This is a genomic window from Serpens gallinarum (assembly GCF_014836765.1).
GTDB classification, from domain to species: Bacteria; Pseudomonadota; Gammaproteobacteria; order Pseudomonadales; family Pseudomonadaceae; genus Serpens; species Serpens gallinarum.
Genome location: NZ_JACSQG010000005.1, coordinates 1 through 18,600 on the forward strand (window position 1 = coordinate 1; position 18,600 = coordinate 18,600).

Genomic DNA, 18,600 nt, shown 5'->3' on the forward strand with positions numbered 1-18,600 from the left:
TCAGCAGTGAAACGACTCTTCGCCGATGGTAGTGTGGGGTTTCCCCATGTGAGAGTAGGTCATCGTCAAGCGCCTAAACCCAAAACCCCAATCCGCGCACGCGGGTTGGGGTTTTGTCTGTGTGCGCGGAAAATTTAAGTTCAATTATTAGTCTTTACGGCCGCTAACTTGATGAGTTCTTTTTCTAAGGTAGTTCTACGATGGGTGTGCAACAGGATAATGCTTTGATCAATGCGGTCATGGAGCAGGTGGTTTATTTGGTATCTCACCCGTCGCTGAACGCCGAAGAGATCGAGCAAACTGCCGTGGATCAGGTGTTTACCGAAGTCCGTCAGAGCATCTGGCACGACCTGTCCGACAAGCTGGAGTTAGCCGGACGCGAACTTGATGAGCACACCAGCAAGGCAATAGACGCCATCATTTATCTGGTCAGCGGCCTGGGGCAGGACATGCAGGGCGCTGCGGACGAAGAGGCCCGGCTGACCGTACTCAACGACATGCGCAGCAAGATTTGGTATGTCGTTGAAAACGAGATCTTGAAGGCCTGAGGGCTTAGCTGACGGCCAGAGGGCCCAGCAGTGCGTCGAGGTCCTCTGGCGACATCCTCACGTCAGGCTGATCGCCCGCCAGAATGCTTTCTGCGAGTTGAGCTTTCTGTTGCTGCAACTGCTGGATTTTTTCTTCAACGCTGCCACGGGCAATCAATTTGTAGACGAATACCGGCTTGGTCTGACCGATCCGGTAAGCGCGATCGCTCGCTTGGGCTTCTGCGGCAGGATTCCACCAAGGGTCGAAGTGAATCACCGTATCGGCTGCGGTAAGGTTTAGCCCAACCCCGCCAGCTTTGAGGCTGATCAGGAAGATCGGCAGCTTGCCAGCCTGAAACTCGCGCACCGGCGTGCCACGGTCGCGGGTGCTGCCAGTCAGCAGAGCATAGGGAATGCCTCGTCGCTGCAGTTCGGTTTCGATCAAGGCCAGCATGCCGGTGAACTGGGAAAACAGCAGAACCCGACGCCCTTCGGCAAACAGTTCTTCCAGCATGCTCATCAGGGCGACGAGCTTGCCCGAGTGTTCCGGTTTTCCGCTATTTGCTCCGTCCAGAAGACGCAAGTCACAGCAGACTTGGCGTAGGCGCAGAAGCGCTTCCAGAATCACCAGTTGACTGCGGGCCAAGCCCTGACGCTCGATCTCTTCCCGCACCTTGCGATCCATGGCCAGACGCAAGGTTTCATAGCGATCACGCTGACTCTGGGTCAGATCCACCCAGTGGATGATTTCGGTCTTCGGTGGTAGTTCTCGTGCTACCTGTTCCTTGGTACGCCGCAACATGAACGGTCGTATGCGCGCGCGCAGCAACGCCATGCGTTCGGCGTCGCCGTGCTTTTCGATGGGCACGCGATAGTGGCGATTAAAGGCCTGTTCGTTACCTAGCCAGCCTGGCATGAGCACGTTGAATAACGACCAGAGCTCGCCCAGGTGGTTTTCCATAGGCGTACCCGTAAGGCACAGGCGTTGTCGAGCGGTCAGCTTGCCCAGAGCCTGAGCGGCCTTGCTGCGCGGGTTCTTGATGTTCTGCGCTTCGTCGAGAATAAGCAACTCCAGCGGTTGTTGAGCCAGAGCCGCAAAGTCGCGCGGTATCAGCGCGTAAGTGCTGAGCAGTAGGTCGTATTGGCCCAGGTTGGCGAAGTGCTGTTTTCGCTTCGGCCCATGCAGGGCCAGAACGCGCAGTTGAGGTGTGAAGCGAGCGGCTTCATCCAGCCAATTGGCAATCAAGCTGGTGGGCATGATGATCAAGGCGGGTGCCTGGAGGCGGCACGCGACTTTTTTGGACAGGATCAGCGCTAGCGTCTGCAGTGTTTTGCCCAGCCCCATGTCATCGGCCAGTATGCCGCCCATGCCCAATTCATCCAGGGATTGCATCCAGGCCAGCCCTTGCAATTGATAAGGGCGCAATTGGGCCTGCAAGCCGAGCGGTGGTTGAATGCTGTGCTCGGTCTGTTCATGCAGTCGACGCGCCTGTTCACGAAGGCGTTCTCCACCTTGCCAGCGCAGCTCGACGCTATTTTCCAGGGTGTGCAAGCGAGCGACATCGGGGCTGGCCAGGCGCAAGCGTTGCAAGTCGGCAGGCTGATCGTTGAAGTACAGCTCACCGAGTGTGCTGAGCAGCGGCTTCAGCCGGGAAAACGGCAGGGCCACGCGGCGGCTACCCTCGCCTGGCAGTGCGGCGAGAAAAAAGGCGTCCGCGTCGCTGCGGTTCAGAGCTTGAGCATCGAGCAGCCAGGGCGTGGCGCGGATTGCCTGGAGCAGAATCGGCAGTAGGCTGATGCGCTGGCCTTCCACTTCAATGCCCATTTCCAGGTCGAACCACTGGTGGTCAGTTGTTTCCTCGAGCTGCGCGTACCAGCCGTCTACGTTTGCCAGATTGAAATGAAAATCCGGAAGAATATGAATCTGCCAGTTCTCGCGCTGCAGCTGCGGTACGTCGGTGCGGACAAACTGCATCCAGCTGGCATCGTTGGGCAGTTGCAGCGGCTCGCCAACTTTCTCCGACAGTGCCTCGCTGACCCGCAAGGCGGTGCTGAATCCCAGTTCCGTCAGGCGTTGCCGGTACAGCGCTTCCGCTTCGCTGTGGCGGCGGATGCGCAGCTGTTTATCCGGGGCGATAAAACGCAGCAGGTCACCCGAAGCCTTGCCGTGAATGAGCTGACCGTCATAGTCGAAGGCCAGCGCTGCGCGGTGCTGGGTCTGCTCAGTCATGCGCCCCTTACGGGCATCGAAGTGCACGCGGGTATGGCTGTTGAGATACAGCAGGGGGCGAGGCTGAATATCGTCACGGATGACTTGTTGGGGGGCCGAGCGCCGAAGCGTGGGTGACTGACCCTGTCGGTACTGCTGTTCCAGCAGCAGCAATGCGGCAACCACATGTTTGCAGTTGTACCCAACAGGGCAACTGCACAGACCATGGACTTCCCAACGCGTGGGCCGTGGCTGCAAACGGATGGATTGCCGATACTGCCGGTCATTGGAGCCTTGGCAGCTGGCTTTAAGAACCTGCCCATCGATTTCCACGAGACGTGAGAAGCCAGCGGCGGCATAGGTTCGGCCACGTGATACGTAGGCTGACTCGAAGGCGTCGAGCCAGTCGCGTTGCTGAACCTTGCGGATGTCGACCATCAGCGCAGGCCGTCAATAGGGAGGGGGAAAGAAGCGCGCAACATGGTGATGGGGATGGCACGACTGATTGCGGAACGGCAAATTGTCTCACAGGGAGGCCGTTGGCGTGCAGGTGGGCGTGCTGATTGTGCCTTGGGATGGAACCTGGATGGCTGCACCAGTCTTGCTTGATTATCCGGGCAACCCCAAAGGGAGCGCCCGGATTGATTCAGTTCGCTTACAGCTGCCGATTCAAGCCAAAACGGCGGCGTAACACAAACTCCAGCAGCCCCTTGGGCAACAGCGTAGCCATCAGCGGCAAGGCGCGACTGCCATTGCCCAGGCGGAGCAGGCGGGGACGGCGAGGGGCTTTGATGGCCTTGACGACGCCGCGAGCAAAGTCGCTGGCTGGGGTCGGCTGATCCTGAGATGCTCCGGCACGTGCTCGAATCCCATCGCGCAATGGCCACCAGGGCGAGTGGCTGGCGATCAAGGCTTCGGCCCCTCGGCTGGCCGTAGCGCCAAAGCTTGAAGCGATGGCGCCAGGTTGGACTTCCAGCACGTCGATACCAAAGGGTGACAATTCCAGACGCAGGGCGTCAGACAGCGCATGCACCGCGGCCTTGGAAGCGCAGTAGGCACCGGCGAAAGGCGTGATCAGCACGCCTGAGACGCTACCAATATTCACCACGAGGCCACGACTCTGGCGCAGCAGTGGAAAGCACGCACGGGTCAGCCCGATCACCGCGAAGACATTGGTTTCGAACTGGGCACGCAAGGTGTCGACGCCGCCATCCAACAACGGCCCCATGGCACCGTAACCGGCATTGTTGACCAACACATCGAGGCGTCCTGCTTCCCGTTGGAGGCGGGCGACCAGATTTTCTGTGGCCTGTGCATCGTTGACATCCAAAGCTGCGGCGGTAAAACCGGCCATCTGCAGTTCGGCCAGGTCTTCGGCCTTGCGGGCGCAGGCCCAGACCTCGTAACCGGCGGCACGAAAGGTCTCGGCAAGGGCGCGGCCGATGCCGCCGGAACAACCTGTAATCAGGGCGACGGGAGTGCTCATGCACAGTTCCTTCTATAAGCCAGGCAAAACAGGGCAGATAAAAAAAGGGAGAGCCGTGGCTCCCCCTTTGGGTTTATCTCAGTCGAAGAGTCCGAAGGTCAAGCGACTCCACCATGAGCGCTTGGCCGGCTCGTCGACCTTGAGCTCCTCGGGCAGCGCTTCTTCGGCATCTTGAAACTGGCGCTGCACATCCTGGCTGGCACGGGTTTCACCCGGCGGCAGCGGTGCATCGGTTTCGATCAGGCCGAGGGTCGCCTTGGCCAGCCAGGAGCGTTCATCGTCGCCTTTCTCGCGCGGGACGAACTCGCCGTCCACCAGGCTTGGATGTTGCGGGTAGTTGAGCTTTAGCGCAGCCAGGCTGGTGTCGGCCAGGTCATTCAGGCGCAGGCGTTGATAGGCTTCGACCATCAAGGCCAGACCGTCGCCAACCGCAGGGGTTTCCTGGAAGTTCTCCACCACGTAGCGGCCCCGGTTGGCCGCCGAAACATAGGCGTTACGCTTGAGGTAATAGTTGCCCACATGCACTTCATAGGCGGCCAGCACATTGCGCAGGTAGATCATGCGCTGCTTGGCATCGGGTGCGTAGCGGCTGTTGGGGTAGCGATTGGTCAGGCGCGCGAATTCGTTGTAGGAGTCACGTGCGGCGCCCGGATCGCGCTTGCTCATCTCCAGCGGCAGGAAGCGCGCCATCAGGCCGCGATCCTGATCGAAAGCTGCCAGTCCTTTCAGGTAATACGCATAGTCGACGCTGGGGTGCTGCGGATGCAGGCGGATGAAACGTTCAGCAGCCGACTTGGCCGCTTCCGGCTCTCCATTCTTGTAGTAGGCGTAGATCAACTCCAGCTGCGCTTGCTCGGCGTAGCGGCCAAAGGGATAGCGCGACTCCAGTGCCTTGAGTTTGGTGACGGCGTTGGTATAGCTCTTGCCGTCCAGAGCGGATTGCGCTTGCCGATACAGATCGGCCTCGCTCAGATTCTCATCGCTTGGCTCGTTGGAAGCGCAAGCGGCAAGGGCCAGGGTGGCAATCAGCAACAGGTGTTTCACATGCATGGCAGCTAGCGTCCCTGTGACGGCCGGCTGTCGTGCTCCGAGCCGTCCTGATATAGTGAGCGCCCCGGTGTACCGGGACAAAGAGTCGTATTTAATCACAAGCGCGCCGCCGAAACCAAAGGCCGCGCCTCGCCGTTGCCGAGCATGTCCCCGACTACTAAACAAGCCATCCAACTGCGCGCCGAAGTTCCCAGTGAACTGGGCGGGCAACGTCTCGATCAGGTTGCTGCGCAGCTGTTCGCCGATCATTCACGTTCGCGTCTATCCGGTTGGATCAAGGATGGTCGTCTGACGGTCGACGGCGCCGTACTGCGCCCGCGCGACACCGTGCATGGCGGGTCGGTGCTGGATCTGGATGCCGAACAGGAAGTCCAGGGTGAATGGGTGGCGCAGGATATCGCCCTGAACATCGTCTATGAAGACGACCAGTTGCTGGTGATCGACAAGCCTTCTGGGCTGGTGGTTCACCCGGCGGCGGGGCATGCCGACGGAACCTTGCTTAACGCCCTGCTGCACCATGTGCCGGGTATCGATCAGGTACCGCGTTGCGGCATCGTCCATCGTCTGGACAAGGACACCACTGGTCTGATGGTGGTGGCCAAGACCCTGGAAGCCCACACCGATCTGGTCGATCAGCTGCAAAAGCGCAGCGTCACCCGTATCTACGAGGCCATCGTGATCGGGGTGATCACCTCTGGCGCCACGGTCAATGCACCCATCGGCCGCAGCTCCAGCCAGCGCCAGCGCATGGCGGTGATCGAGGGTGGCAAGCCGGCGGTCAGTCATTACCGGGTGCTGGAGCGGTTCCGCTCGCACACCCACACGCGGGTCAAGCTGGAAACCGGGCGCACGCACCAGATCCGTGTGCATATGTCCCATGTCGGTTTTCCGCTGGTGGGCGATCCGGTGTACAGCGGTCGCTTCCGTATTCCTCCGGCGGCCAGCCCGACGCTGGTCGAGACCCTCAAGCATTTTCCGCGTCAAGCGCTGCATGCGCGTTTTCTGGAGCTGGAGCACCCGGTGACCAAGAAGCGCATGAAATGGGAATCGCCGCTGCCGGACGATCTTGTCTGGTTGCTGACCCTGCTGCGCCAGGACCACGAATCCTTCGTCTGATGAACCGCGACTGGCTGCTGCCCGACTGGCCGGCGCCGGACACCGTCCGCGCCTGTGTCACCACCCGCAGTGGTGGCGTTAGCCAGCCGCCCTACGACAGCTTCAATCTCGGCGATCATGTGGCGGATGATGCGGCTGCGGTCGCCGAGAACCGTCGCCGTTTGTGCTCTGCGCTGCAGTGTCAGCCAGCCTGGCTCAACCAGGTGCATGGCATTGACGTGGTCGAGGCCGAACCGGAACGAGTGCATAAAGCGGATGCCAGTTGGAGCGCGACGCCCAATGTGGCGTGCACGATTCTCACCGCCGATTGCCTGCCGGTGCTGTTCTGTGACCGCGCCGGCACCCGCGTGGCGGCGGCCCATGCCGGTTGGCGCGGGTTGGCCGGCGGCATGCTGGAAGCTACCTTGGAAGCCCTGAACGTGCCGGCCGAGGATGTGCTCGTGTGGCTGGGGCCGGCGATTGGTCCCGACGCCTTCGAGGTCGGGCCGGAGGTGCGCGAGGCGTTTCTGATTGATCACCCGCTGGCCACTGAGGCGTTCCAGCCCAGTGCCAACGCCGGTAAATATCTGGCCGACCTTTATCAACTGGCGCGCCTGCGTCTGGCGGCGCAAGGCGTCACCGCCGTTTATGGTGGCGGACTGTGCACCTACAATGACCCGCGCTTTTATTCCTACCGGCGCTCCGCACAGACCGGGCGTTTCGCGTCGCTGATCTGGCTCGCGCAATAGTCGGTTGCGCCGCCGGCCACGTTAATCCTCTACCTCGCCGTTGACTTGCATCAAGGCTCGCCGCCTTGAATCTTCAACAATCAGCCTCATCTAAGAAGCATCTTGCAGGCCATGCCTACAGGCGCGATTCAGCGCGCCTGCCTGCCTTCATCATGAGGATGACTTTCCATGCGTATCGATCGTTTAACCAGCAAGTTGCAGCTCGCCCTGTCCGACGCGCAATCCATCGCAGTCGGTTTTGATCATCCCTCCATTGAGCCGCTGCACCTGATGCAGGCGCTGCTGGAGCAACAAGGCGGCTCGATCAAACCGTTGCTGATGCAGGTTGGTTTCGATGTCAACAGCCTGCGTCAAGCGTTGACCCAGGCACTGGACCAATTGCCCAAGCTGCAAAACCCGACCGGCGACATGAACATGTCCCAGGACCTGGCGCGCCTGCTCAACCAGGCCGACCGCCTGGCGCAGCAGAAGGGCGACCAGTACATCTCCAGCGAACTGGTGCTGCTTGCTGCACTGGATGAAAACACCAAGCTGGGCAAACTGCTGCTCGGCCAGGGCGTCACCAAGAAGGCGCTGGAAAACGCCATCGCCAACCTGCGTGGCGGCGCGGCGGTCAATGACCCGAATGCCGAAGAAGCTCGCCAGGCCTTGGACAAGTACACCGTGGACATGACCAAGCTGGCCGAAGAGGGCAAGCTGGATCCGGTCATCGGCCGTGACGACGAGATCCGTCGCACCATCCAGGTTTTGCAACGCCGCACCAAAAACAACCCGGTGCTGATTGGCGAACCCGGCGTGGGCAAGACCGCCATTGTCGAGGGACTGGCCCAACGCATCATCAACGGTGAGGTGCCCGATGGTCTCAAGGACAAACGCCTGCTGTCCCTGGACATGGGCGCGCTGATCGCCGGCGCCAAGTTCCGCGGCGAATTCGAGGAACGCCTGAAGGCCGTGCTCAACGAACTGGGCAAGCAGGAAGGGCGGGTGATCCTGTTTATCGACGAGCTGCACACCATGGTCGGTGCCGGCAAGGCCGAAGGCTCCATGGATGCCGGCAATATGCTCAAGCCGGCCCTGGCTCGGGGCGAACTGCATTGCGTAGGCGCCACCACGCTGGATGAATACCGTCAGTACGTCGAGAAGGATGCCGCTCTGGAACGGCGCTTCCAGAAGGTGCTGGTTGACGAGCCGAGCGAGGAAGACACCATTGCCATCCTGCGCGGCCTGAAAGAGCGCTACGAAGTGCACCACGGCGTGACCATCACCGACGGCGCGATCATCGCCGCCGCCAAACTTTCGCACCGCTACATCACCGACCGCCAGTTGCCGGACAAGGCCATCGACCTGATCGACGAGGCGGGCAGCCGCATTCGCATGGAGATCGACTCTAAGCCAGAAGAACTCGACCGCCTGGACCGCCGTCTGATCCAGCTGAAGATCGAGCGCGAGGCGCTGAAGAAAGAAGACGACGAGGCCACCAAGAAGCGCCTGGAAAAACTCGAGGAAGAGATCCAGCTCTTGCAGCGCGAATACGCCGATCTGGAAGAGATCTGGAAATCCGAAAAAGCCGAGGTGCAGGGTACCGCGCAGATCCAGCAGAAGATCGAGCAGGCGCGTCAGGAAATGGAAGCCGCGCGGCGCAAGGGTGATCTGGAAACCATGGCGCGTATCCAGTACCAGGCCATCCCTGACCTGGAGCGCAGCCTGCAGATGGCCGAGCAGCATGGCAAGACGGAGAAGCAACTGCTGCGCAACAAGGTCACCGACGAAGAGATTGCCGAAGTGGTTTCCAAGTGGACGGGTATCCCGGTGTCCAAGATGCTCGAAGGCGAACGCGAGAAGCTGCTGAAGATGGAAGACCTGCTGCACCAGCGGGTGATTGGTCAGCATGAGGCCGTAGTGTCGGTGTCCAACGCGGTGCGCCGCTCGCGGGCCGGGCTGGCCGATCCGAACCGGCCGAGCGGCTCCTTCCTGTTCCTCGGCCCGACCGGTGTAGGCAAGACCGAACTGTGCAAGGCGCTGGCCGAGTTCCTCTTCGACACCGAGGAGGCGATGATTCGTATCGACATGTCCGAGTTTATGGAGAAGCACTCTGTGGCGCGGCTGATCGGTGCGCCGCCCGGCTATGTCGGCTTCGAGGAAGGCGGCTATCTGACCGAGGCCGTGCGGCGCAAACCCTACTCAGTGGTGCTGCTCGACGAGGTCGAAAAAGCTCACCCGGATGTGTTCAACGTGCTGCTGCAGGTTCTCGAAGACGGTCGCCTGACCGACAGTCACGGCCGCACGGTGGACTTCAAGAACACGGTCATTGTGATGACGTCCAACCTGGGCTCCACGCAGATTCAGGAACTGGTCGGCGACCCGGATGCCCAGCGTGCGGCGGTGCTGGATGCGGTCAGTCACCATTTCCGGCCCGAGTTCATCAACCGTATCGACGAGGTGGTGGTCTTTGACCCGCTGGCCCGTGAGCAGATCGCCGGCATTGCCCAGATCCAACTGGGCCGCCTGCGCCAGCGTCTAGCCGAACGCGAGCTGAGCCTGGAGATCAGCGACGAGGCGTTGGACAAGCTGGTGGCAGTGGGTTACGACCCGGTCTATGGCGCGCGGCCGCTCAAGCGCGCCATTCAGCGCTGGATCGAAAACCCCCTGGCCCAGCAGATTCTCTCCGGTCAGTTCGCGCCCGGCGCGGTGGTGCATGCCAAGGTGGAGGGCGACGATATCGTCTTCGCCTGAATGGGTACAGCGGGTCGGGGGCGCTGGCTGTTCCCGGCACTGTGTTCACCGAAACGCCATGTCCGTCGCTGCGGTACATGGCGTTTTTCTTTGCTACAGAGCTTTTCTGAAGGCCCGGCTAATCGACCATCAGTTTTTGCAGCACGGCGCTATGTGCTTCCGATATGTCGAGGATCTGATAACCGGCCCAGCTGCTCTGGCCTTCCGCGCCCGGCCTGCTCCACAGGCAATCGGCAGCCAAATGGATTTCGTCGATTCCATCCAGTGGTTGCGGCAGCAGCAGACGGCATTCAACGACCGTATCGGCGGGCTGAGACTGCTCACAGAACAGCATGAAACCCTCTAGCGATAAGTCGGCCAGGCTGCCCAGGCGGATCCCGGAATGCCGCTCGAACACTTCCAGATGCGGTGTGGCGCTGTAGCGATCATGACGACGACGTTCGTTCATGGAGTGTCGGTTCCTTGAGCGGAATCCGGCAGGCGGCCGGAGAAACGATGCAGTACACGGACGATAGCGGCCAGCGCTCGGTCGACCAGCGGAGCGGTGACCCTGGGGGGTAGGATGCGCGCCTGGCCCTGGTCGATTTCCTCGGCTAGCACGTCGATCGGCTTGACCGCCACTCGCAGTCCGCTGTGGTCGACGAACATGTAGTTGTGACTGGTCGGGCTGAACCAGGAGAGCTTGAGCCGGCGGCGCTCCTCGCCCTGGATGAACTCGAATCGGGTGCCGAACTCCAGGTGTTTCAGCTGCTCGACCAGGGCTTGGATGCGCGGCGACAGCACCTTGGGCGGGGGCGTGCGTAACAGTTCGGCCTCCTCGCCAAGCTCGATGTCCAAGCGATTGATGCCCAGGGTGGGGACGCTGCCTGTTGCCGTTGGGGCCGATACGCTGGGCTGGCCGTGTTGTGCCGCCAGCTGACAGGCGACGATGTCGCGTAGTCGCTGGCGAATGCTGTCGTCATGCAGGCCGCCGAGCCAGAGCATTCCCTGGCGAACGTCCTCCAGCAACGCAAGGCGCAGGCCGCGCAGCTTTTCCTGCTCGGCATCGGTGAGCGCGGTGCAGCTCCAGGCCAGTTGCTCGGTGGTGGTGCAGACACGCTGCCATTGCTCACTGGAGGCTTCGTGACGAAGCAGCACGAACACCAAGACATCGAGCCAAGTCTGTTCGAAGAAACCGCGAATCATGGCGGGCAGTTCACGGTTCTGCTGCGCCCGGGCAATGACGTCCAGTGCCAGGTTACGGGCGGTGGTCAAGCGGTCGCGGCCTTTGGCTGCCTCTACGGCCCGCCGCTCGTGCAGTTCGATCCTGTGCCGAAGGGCGGTGACAAAGGTCGTGAACTCGTCGAGCAGATCTTTCAGCAGTCGCTGCTCTCCGCGGTAGTTGCGCAGCACCTGCTCCACAACCCAATGGATCTTGCTCAGCAGACCGCTGTCATCCTCCTCGTCTCCGTAGAGCACACCCGCCTGGGCGAGGCTGTTAAGCAGTATGCGCGCGGGATGTTGGGGCAGGGTGAAGAGTGCTTTGTCCTGCAAGGCGATTCTCAGATAAGGCGTATGCAGGTGCGATAACGCGATCTTGCAGCTATCTGGCAGGTTTTGATCCTTGAGGATGAAGTCGAACAGCATGCCCACCAGATCGACGACATCGGCTTCCTCGCTCGCGAGTTTTTGCTGGCCGGGTAGCTGGCTGCGAATCTCCAACTGGTTATACAGGTCGACCTTGAACGACTCAACCGGCTGCGGTTGGCCCAGCCGTTGCGCCAGGTTTGCGGCGGACTGCTCTTGCAGGCGATCCAGCGCCGCCTGCAACTCGCCGGCTGAATAGGTACTGGTTGCGGTGCGTAGCGCGAAGCTGACGATGCTTCGGCCGCCTAACAGCGGCGCCTCGGGTGCTTGTTGGCGGTGGGTATCGAGCAGTTCGCTCAGGCCGAGAAACCAGGCCGCTGGATCTTCGGCAGGCGCTGCGGTCGGCTCCGTGGACGAATCCCGGCGGGATTTTCCGGTATGCGGGGTGCTGCCTCCACCGTTGCCGGCGGCTGAATGCGTCGAGGCCTGTTTGGCTGGGTTAAGCGGTTCGTCCGGGTTCTGGACGCTGAATTTCAGATTAGGCAGTACGCCAGCTGCGATCAGGCAAGAGTTGAGGTCATCGTAGAGCGCATCCAGGTCGTCCATGACCTGTTGCTCGAACAGGGTGTACAAAATGGTTTTGATACGCAGGCTGAATGCGCTGGGCGCCAGGGCGTGACGAAAGGCCTGGGCAATGACCTGCGGGGCGAACGGGTTGTCCAGATCAGGTAGTCGCTGCCCTCGATTGAGTAGCGCCAGGCGCTGAGTGAGCGCGAACAGGGCCTGAGGGCAACGTGCCTTGACTCGGCTGGCCATGTTGGTCACCAGCAGGGTTTCCTCGTAATCCTCGTGCTCGATCAAGCTCAGTGATTCAGCCCTGGTAACCGTGGAGGCAAGTGGCGTCGGTCCTTCGAGGAATTGAGTAAAACGGTTGGCAATCTGCTGATGGTAAACGCGTTCAATCGAGGCCCGCTGATGGCGGATGTCGCGCATGCTGTCGAAAAATAGGGACTGGAGTTTGTTGTTCCCAGCCTTCTCCGCGTGCGTTACCAGGGTGCGGTCGACCAGCGTGAAGACTGTGCCCAGTCGCTCGGCCAACCTATTCATGATCCGTTGTCGACAATCCTGCGCCAGTTCGCCGAAGCGGGGCTGGATTCCGCGTTCGGCTAGGGCGGTGTTTGGCTTTTTAGCACCGGGGGGGAGAATGGTACTGCTCATGGTAGGTGGTCCTTCCTGAACCTGTCTGCAAGACGCCCTTCTGTCGTTGGGATACGGTAAAGCAGTCGAATGCCGCTCTGGAAGGCTTTGTGCCATCAGGAGGTCCAAGGCTTGACTTGTGTCTCAGTTGGCTTGTCAATCGGGCTTTCCTGGGGCTTGTTCTTCGTGCCAGCCTTTGGTCTTCTTCGATCGCTGTGCCGAGTCTGGCTTGGTTCTCTTCGACGTTCGGTTCTGGGAGTTTTTTTCATGTTGATGCGCGCTGCCACGTCCACCCTGTTGGTCATCGATATCCAGGAACGCCTGTGCCCGGCCTTGCACGACGCCGAAGCGCTGGTGGAGAACAGTGCCTGGCTGGCGCAAGTGGCCAAACGTCTTGAGGTGCCTGTTCTGGTGACCGAGCAATACCCGAAAGGGTTGGGGTCAACAGTGGCTGCGCTGCGGGCGCATCTTGACGGCGCGGTCACCGTCGAAAAAATGAGATTTTCCGCCACGGATGACGCGCTGCTTGCCCAGCCGGGCGGTGAGCGCCAGCAATTCGTGGTCTGCGGTGCCGAGGCGCATGTGTGTGTGTTGCAAACCGTGCTGGAGCTACTCGCTCGAGGACGTCAGGTGTTCATAGTCTCGGAGGCCGTGGCGTCGCGCCTGCCCGCCAACAAGGCGCTGGCTCTGGAGCGTATGCGCCAGGCCGGTGCAGTGATCGTTTCTCGGGAAATGGTTGCCTTTGAATGGCTAGAGCGTGCCGGAACCGAGCAATTTCGCGACGTCAGCAAAACGTTCATCCGCTAAGCAGGTTTTTAAATGCAGGATCAGCAACGGCCAGTGATGATGTTATGCCATCAGTGGCAGATTTCTTGCTATCCACCGGCTTGATGTCAAAAAACAATCAGGAGCGAGACATGAAGCCGGTCCCGTTGCACAGCCCCTGGCGTGCGCGTCGCCACAGGTTGTACGCAATCATCATGCTGAGCGTTGTGACCTTGCTGGTAACGCAGCCGCAAACCTCCACAGGGGTGATCATTGCCCTGTCGACTATGCCGTTGGCCTGGTTGCTCATGGTGTTCAACCGCTGGTGGACGGGGCGTTTTGCGCGCAGCGTTCTGATGCATGCTGCTTATCTATGCCTGCTGGTTCTGTTCATGGGCGCTGCGTACCACACTGTCTTGTTGCTGCAGCCCTATGTCGGCATGCACTTTTCCTGATTCCCACGGCAAGGCCGTTACCTAGCCCCGCTGCCTGTCATGCACCCGCGTTTTGCCAGCGTTCGCGACGCCAGGCCAGGCGCTGTTCCTCCCCAAGAAAGGTCCAGGCTACGAAACGGCTCTGTTTCTGGCCCTGGGCCATGGCGATGGTATTTACCTCGCACGCGCCGAGTTGTTTGAGTTGGCGCTGTAGCGTTGGCAGGTTGGCAGCTTTGGACACCAGGCTGCTGAACCAGCAGACCTGGCCAGCACACAGGGCGCTTTCACTCGCCAGGCGTGCAATAAATGCCGCTTCGCCACCGTGGCAATACAGTTCGGCCGCCTGGCCTCCGAAATTCAGCACCGGCAGTTTGCGCTTGGGATCAAGCTTGCCCAGGTTGCGCCACTTGCGTTGACTGCCCCGGCTGGCTTCTTCTTCCGAGGCGTGGAAGGGCGGGTTGCACAGCGTCAGGTCGAAGCGCTCGTCAGCTTGTATCAGGCCCTGAAAGATATGCCGGGGATCTGCTTGCTGGCGCAGGGCGATGGCCTGGTCGAGGCGGTTCGCCTTGATGATGGTGGCCGCCGAGCGCAGCGCGGTGGCATCAATGTCGGTACCGGTGAAGTGCCAGCCGTAATCGTGCTGGCCCAGCAGCGGATAGATGCAGTTGGCGCCTGTGCCGATATCCAGCACGCGAATACGGCGGCCACGGGGAATTTGCCCCTCGTTGTCGGCGGCCAGCACGTCGGCCAGGCCGTGCACATAATCGGCGCGCCCCGGAACCGGTGGGCACAGATAACCCGGCGGAATGTCCCAGTGGCGAATGCCGTAGAGGTGGCCCAGCAGGGCGCGGTTGAAGACCCGCACGGCCTCGGGGTTGGCGAAGTCGATGCTCTGCTTGCCGTACGGATTGAGGATGACGAATTGTGCCAGTTCCGGACAATTTTTGATCAGTGCCGGAAAGTCATAACGGCCCTGATGGCGGTTGCGCGGGTGCAGCGCGGCCTTGGGCGGGGTCAAGCGGGAAGTACTGGACATGATGGTCATCGGGGCAAAAACGCGGGAGCGGAATTGTCCCACAAGTCGCCGCCCAAGATGCGCGCTGGGGGGCCACTGGCGACGCGTTATCAGCTGCGCTGGGGTGCTGGCATTTTTTCATCACGCTCCCCGGTTTATGGCTTTTCAAACCTGAATAGCCAGGTATGGTAGGGCGGCATTTTTCCTGGCCGATATCCCTTCTTCTCGTTGTGATCCTATGAATACCGATTTGCTGCTGGTTCTTCTCCTGCTGGGCATCTGCGTCGTGCTGTTCGTGCGCAACAGGCCGCGCATGGACGTGGTCGCCCTGTTGGCCATGGTGGCCTTGCCGCTGACCGGCATCCTCACGGTTCCCGAAGCCTTGGCTGGATTCAGCGACCCCAGTGTGGTGCTGATTGCCGCGCTGTTTGTGATTGGCGATGGCCTGGTGCGCACCGGCATTGCCTACCGCCTGGGCGACTGGCTGGTGAAGACGGCCGGCAGCAGCGAAACACGACTGCTGATTCTGCTGATGCTGGCAGTGGCCACCCTCGGCTCGGTGATGAGCTCCACCGGTGTGGTGGCGATCTTCATTCCGGTGGTGCTGGGCATTGCCGTGCGCCTGCGTGTGCCAGCCAGCCGGCTGATGATGCCGCTGGCCTTCGCCGGCTTGATCAGCGGCATGCTGACCCTGGTGGCTACGCCGCCTAATCTGGTGGTGCACAGCGAATTGCGCCGCGCCGGTCTGGAGGGGTTTGGCTTTTTCGCCTTCACCCCCATCGGCCTGGCGATTCTGCTGCTGGGCATCGGCTACATGCTGGTGGCGCGTCGCTGGCTTAACCCCAGGGACACGCAGCAGACTTCGGGGCGTTCGCGGCATACCCTGGCCGACCTGGCCGGCGACTATCGCCTGTTCGAGCGCGAGCGCCGCTTGCGCGTGCTGCCCCATTCCCCGCTGGCCGACCGTACGCTGGATGAACTGGAATTGCGCACGCAGTACGGCATCAACGTGATTGCGGTGGAGCGCCACGGCAAGTTTCGCAATCTGCTGTTGATGGCCACCGGCAACACCAGTCTGCAAAGCGGCGACATTCTGCTGGTCGATCTGGCCAGCCCGGCCATCGGTCTACTGGGCGCCTATGACGAGCTGGGCCTGACGCCGCTGCAGCTGAAAACATCCTATTACGCCGACCATGCCCACGAACTGGGCCTGGCCGAAGTGGCCCTGCCGCCGGAGTCGCAACTGCCCGGCAAGACCATTCAGGAGTTGGGCTTTCGCAGCCAGCACAAGCTCAACGTGGTGGGCCTGCGGCGCAACCGCGAGGCGCTGGCGGGTCTGCTGGTGGATGAGAAGCTCAAGCCCGGCGACACCCTGCTGGTAGCCGGCGACTGGAAGAACATCGAACGTTTGCAGGGCCTGAGCCATGACTTTCTGGTCCTCAGCCTGCCGGTGGAAGTCGACGAAGTCGCCCCGGCGGCGCGCAAGGCGCCCTATGCACTGCTTAGTGTCGCCGTGATGATCGCGCTGATGGTCAGCGGCCTGGTGCCCAACGCGATTGCCGCCTTGCTGGCCTGCCTGCTGATGGGCGCGTTCCGCTGCATCGACATTGACAGTGCCTACAAGGCCATCCACTGGCCGAGCCTGATGCTGATTGTCGGCATGCTGCCTTTTGCCTTGGCCTTGCAGAAGACCGGCGGGATTGCCCTGGCGGTCGAGGCGCTGGTGGGTGTGCTCGGCGATGCCGGCCCTCGCGCGCTGTTAGCCAGTCTGTTCCTGCTCACGGCGGTGATCGGCCTGTTCATCTCCAATACCGCCACGGCGGTGCTGATGGCGCCAGTGGCGCTGTCGGTGGCCCAGCAACTCGGCGTTTCGCCCTATCCCTTCGCGATGATTGTGGCATTAGCTGCTTCGGCGGCGTTCATGACGCCGATTTCCTCGCCAGTGAACACCCTGGTGCTCGGCCCGGGCCGTTACCGCTTCAGTGACTTCGTGCGCGTGGGTGTGCCCTTTACCGGGCTGGTTATGCTGGTGTCGGTGGTCATGGTGCCCTGGGTGTTTCCGCTGTAAGCGGGGCAGTGGCTGAAAACCTGCATGCTTGAGGGGCAGCCTTGCAATGACGTCAACGTTCTGGCCTTGTGAGGTTATGGCCTTTCGCCATGCGCAGCGCTGTTACGCTGGCGGAAGCAACCTCGGCGTTTAATTTCAAAGAGAGACGCGATGACAATCGAATGGTGGTACTGGGCGGTCGGCGGCATCTTGCTGATCTTGCTGGAGTTGGCGATTCCCGCGTTCTTCGTAATCTGGTTCGGCCTCGGCGCGTTGCTGGTGGCCGGGGTCATGCTGGTGGTCGGCGATGCGTCGCTGACGACACAGCTGGCGCTGTGGGGCGTGGCGTCGCTGGCCATGGTTGCCTTGTGGTTCCAGGTGTTCAATCCGAAGCGGCACAAGACGCTGGTCGGCACCGCCGCAGGCGAAGTGATCGGCGAGGTCGGCCTGCTGGTCGGCAAGGTGGAGCCCTTCCAGCGCGGCAAGGTGCGTTTTCAGCGGCCGATCCTGGGCGCCGAAGAGTGGGCCTGTGTGGCCGAAGAAACCATCGCCGCCGGTGAGCGCGTGCGGCTGGTTTCCGTCGAAGGCAGTTACGTGAAAGTCGCCAAGGCCTAACAAAGGCGCTGGCATTGCCCCAGGCGCGTGGCCCGGGCAGCTCATTTTCCTTTCAAGGGGTAGCTACATGAATGCGGGCTTGATCATTGCGATAGTGGTTCTGGTGTTTATCGTCGTTACCGTCGCCAAGGGCGTGCGCCTGGTGGCACAAGGCGAAGAGTGGGTCGTCGAACGACTGGGCAAATATCACAGCACCTTGCGTCCTGGGTTGAACATCCTGATTCCGTACCTGGACCGGGTGGCTTACAAACTGGTGACCAAGGACATCATCCTCGATGTGCAGGAGCAGGAAGTCATCACCCGCGACAACGCGGTGATCCTGACCAACGCGATTGCCTTCATCAAGGTCACCGACCCGGTCAAGGCGGTGTACGGCATCACCGATTTCTCCGAGGCGATCCGCAACCTGATCATGACCACGCTGCGCTCCATCGTCGGCGAGATGGAGCTGGACGAGGCGCTGTCGTCCCGTGACCGCATCAAGGCGCGTCTGCGCGAAAGCATTGCCGACGAAGCAGTGGACTGGGGGCTGACGGTCAAGTCGGTGGAAATCCAGGACATCAAGCCGTCGGAATCCATGCAGCGCGCCATGGAACTGCAGGCGGCTGCCGAGCGTGAGCGCAAGGCCACCGTGACCCGTGCTGAAGGCGCCAAGCAGGCGGCGATTCTGGAAGCTGAAGCGCGACTGGAATCGGCCAGGCGCGATGCCGATGCGCAGGTGATGCTGGCCGAAGCCTCGGCTGAGGCGATCCGCCGCGTGAGCAGTGCGATTGGCAATGAAAGCGGGCCGATGATGTACCTGCTCGGCGAAAAGTACATCGCCTCGCTGGAGAAACTCAGCCAGAGCAGCAACGCCAAAACCGTGCTATTGCCCGCCGATATTCAGGAAACCCTGCGTGGCGTAGTCGGCAAGTTGGGCGCGCGGGCCTGAGGTCTACCCGCTTAGCAGGCCGTTGAAAAACTTCCTGCGTTGGCAATACTGCGTTAAAAACAGGCTCGGCAAGCCGCTTGCGGCTAACGCGCTTTAGCGCGGCCCGAAGGGCGAACGAAGTGAGTCATGCTCATTTAGAACGCCTAAACTCGAACGCGAGCCCGGTCCGCTTCCTCGCCTG

General features: G+C 61.2%; 15 protein-coding genes. 9 read left to right on the forward strand and 6 right to left on the reverse strand.

Annotated elements, in window-relative coordinates:
• The first annotated feature begins 200 nt into the window (after nt 1-200).
• Nucleotides 201-548, forward strand: coding sequence for a hypothetical protein (locus H9642_RS10705; protein ID WP_251836436.1), 348 nt, complete (start codon nt 201-203; stop codon nt 546-548).
• 4 nt (nt 549-552) lie between these two features.
• Here the strand turns inward: H9642_RS10705 and H9642_RS10710 are convergent, their stop codons facing one another.
• The 3 genes from H9642_RS10710 to H9642_RS10720 form a co-directional block, all read right to left on the reverse strand.
• Nucleotides 553-3,174 carry an SNF2-related protein gene (locus H9642_RS10710; RefSeq protein ID WP_433962695.1) on the reverse strand — a complete coding sequence of 874 codons (2,622 nt, stop codon included), beginning with the start codon at nt 3,172-3,174 and terminating at the stop codon, nt 553-555.
• Between the two features lie 217 nt (nt 3,175-3,391).
• Entirely contained in the window at nt 3,392-4,222 is an 831-nt protein-coding gene (locus H9642_RS10715) for an SDR family oxidoreductase (protein ID WP_251836437.1), read from the reverse strand.
• Between the two features lie 78 nt (nt 4,223-4,300).
• Entirely contained in the window at nt 4,301-5,272 is a 972-nt protein-coding gene (locus H9642_RS10720) for an outer membrane protein assembly factor BamD (protein ID WP_251836438.1), read from the reverse strand.
• Nucleotides 5,273-5,416: 144 nt separating this feature from the next.
• Here H9642_RS10720 and rluD point away from each other — a divergent pair, with 144 nt between their 5' ends.
• From rluD to clpB, 3 genes are all read left to right on the forward strand, one after another.
• A complete protein-coding gene (rluD, locus tag H9642_RS10725; RefSeq protein ID WP_251836439.1) occupies nt 5,417-6,388 on the forward strand; it encodes a 23S rRNA pseudouridine(1911/1915/1917) synthase RluD in 972 nt (323 codons plus the stop codon).
• Nucleotides 6,388-7,116: a peptidoglycan editing factor PgeF gene (gene pgeF / locus H9642_RS10730; RefSeq protein WP_251836440.1), complete on the forward strand. Its 729-nt coding sequence runs from the start codon at nt 6,388-6,390 to the stop codon at nt 7,114-7,116. Before rluD ends, pgeF begins: the two co-directional genes overlap by 1 nt.
• Nucleotides 7,117-7,284: 168 nt before the next feature.
• Nucleotides 7,285-9,849 carry an ATP-dependent chaperone ClpB gene (gene clpB, locus H9642_RS10735; RefSeq protein WP_251836441.1) on the forward strand — a complete coding sequence of 855 codons (2,565 nt, stop codon included), beginning with the start codon at nt 7,285-7,287 and terminating at the stop codon, nt 9,847-9,849.
• A 118-nt stretch (nt 9,850-9,967) separates the two neighbouring features.
• On the opposite strand, the gene H9642_RS10740 is transcribed toward clpB, so the two are convergent.
• Nucleotides 9,968-10,297 (reverse strand): PilZ domain-containing protein, encoded by a 330-nt coding sequence (locus H9642_RS10740; RefSeq protein WP_251836442.1) that lies wholly within the window; start codon nt 10,295-10,297, stop codon nt 9,968-9,970.
• Nucleotides 10,294-12,633, reverse strand: a complete 2,340-nt coding sequence (locus tag H9642_RS10745) for a DUF1631 domain-containing protein (RefSeq protein ID WP_251836443.1) — start codon at nt 12,631-12,633, stop codon at nt 10,294-10,296. Before H9642_RS10745 ends, H9642_RS10740 begins: the two co-directional genes overlap by 4 nt.
• 246 nt (nt 12,634-12,879) lie before the next feature.
• Here H9642_RS10745 and H9642_RS10750 point away from each other — a divergent pair, with 246 nt between their 5' ends.
• The gene (locus H9642_RS10750) at nt 12,880-13,419 is read left to right on the forward strand and encodes a hydrolase (RefSeq protein ID WP_251836444.1); all 540 of its coding nucleotides are present in this window, start codon (nt 12,880-12,882) and stop codon (nt 13,417-13,419) included.
• Nucleotides 13,420-13,529: 110 nt separating this feature from the next.
• A complete protein-coding gene (locus H9642_RS10755) occupies nt 13,530-13,832 on the forward strand; it encodes a hypothetical protein (RefSeq protein WP_251836445.1) in 303 nt (100 codons plus the stop codon).
• Between the two features lie 37 nt (nt 13,833-13,869).
• Here H9642_RS10755 and rlmF read toward each other — a convergent pair whose 3' ends face one another.
• Complete coding sequence (gene rlmF / locus H9642_RS10760; RefSeq protein WP_433962696.1) at nt 13,870-14,847, reverse strand: 23S rRNA (adenine(1618)-N(6))-methyltransferase RlmF; 978 nt, start codon at nt 14,845-14,847, stop codon at nt 13,870-13,872.
• Between the two features lie 217 nt (nt 14,848-15,064).
• On the opposite strand from rlmF, the gene H9642_RS10765 reads away from it, so the two are divergent.
• The 3 genes from H9642_RS10765 (at nt 15,065) to H9642_RS10775 (ending at nt 18,419) form a co-directional block, all read left to right on the forward strand.
• The gene (locus tag H9642_RS10765; RefSeq protein ID WP_251836447.1) at nt 15,065-16,894 is read left to right on the forward strand and encodes an SLC13 family permease; all 1,830 of its coding nucleotides are present in this window, start codon (nt 15,065-15,067) and stop codon (nt 16,892-16,894) included.
• A gap of 150 nt (nt 16,895-17,044) precedes the next feature.
• Nucleotides 17,045-17,488 carry an NfeD family protein gene (locus H9642_RS10770; protein ID WP_251836448.1) on the forward strand — a complete coding sequence of 148 codons (444 nt, stop codon included), beginning with the start codon at nt 17,045-17,047 and terminating at the stop codon, nt 17,486-17,488.
• 67 nt (nt 17,489-17,555) lie between these two features.
• The gene (locus H9642_RS10775) at nt 17,556-18,419 is read left to right on the forward strand and encodes an SPFH domain-containing protein (protein ID WP_251836449.1); all 864 of its coding nucleotides are present in this window, start codon (nt 17,556-17,558) and stop codon (nt 18,417-18,419) included.
• Nucleotides 18,420-18,600: the final 181 nt, after the last annotated feature.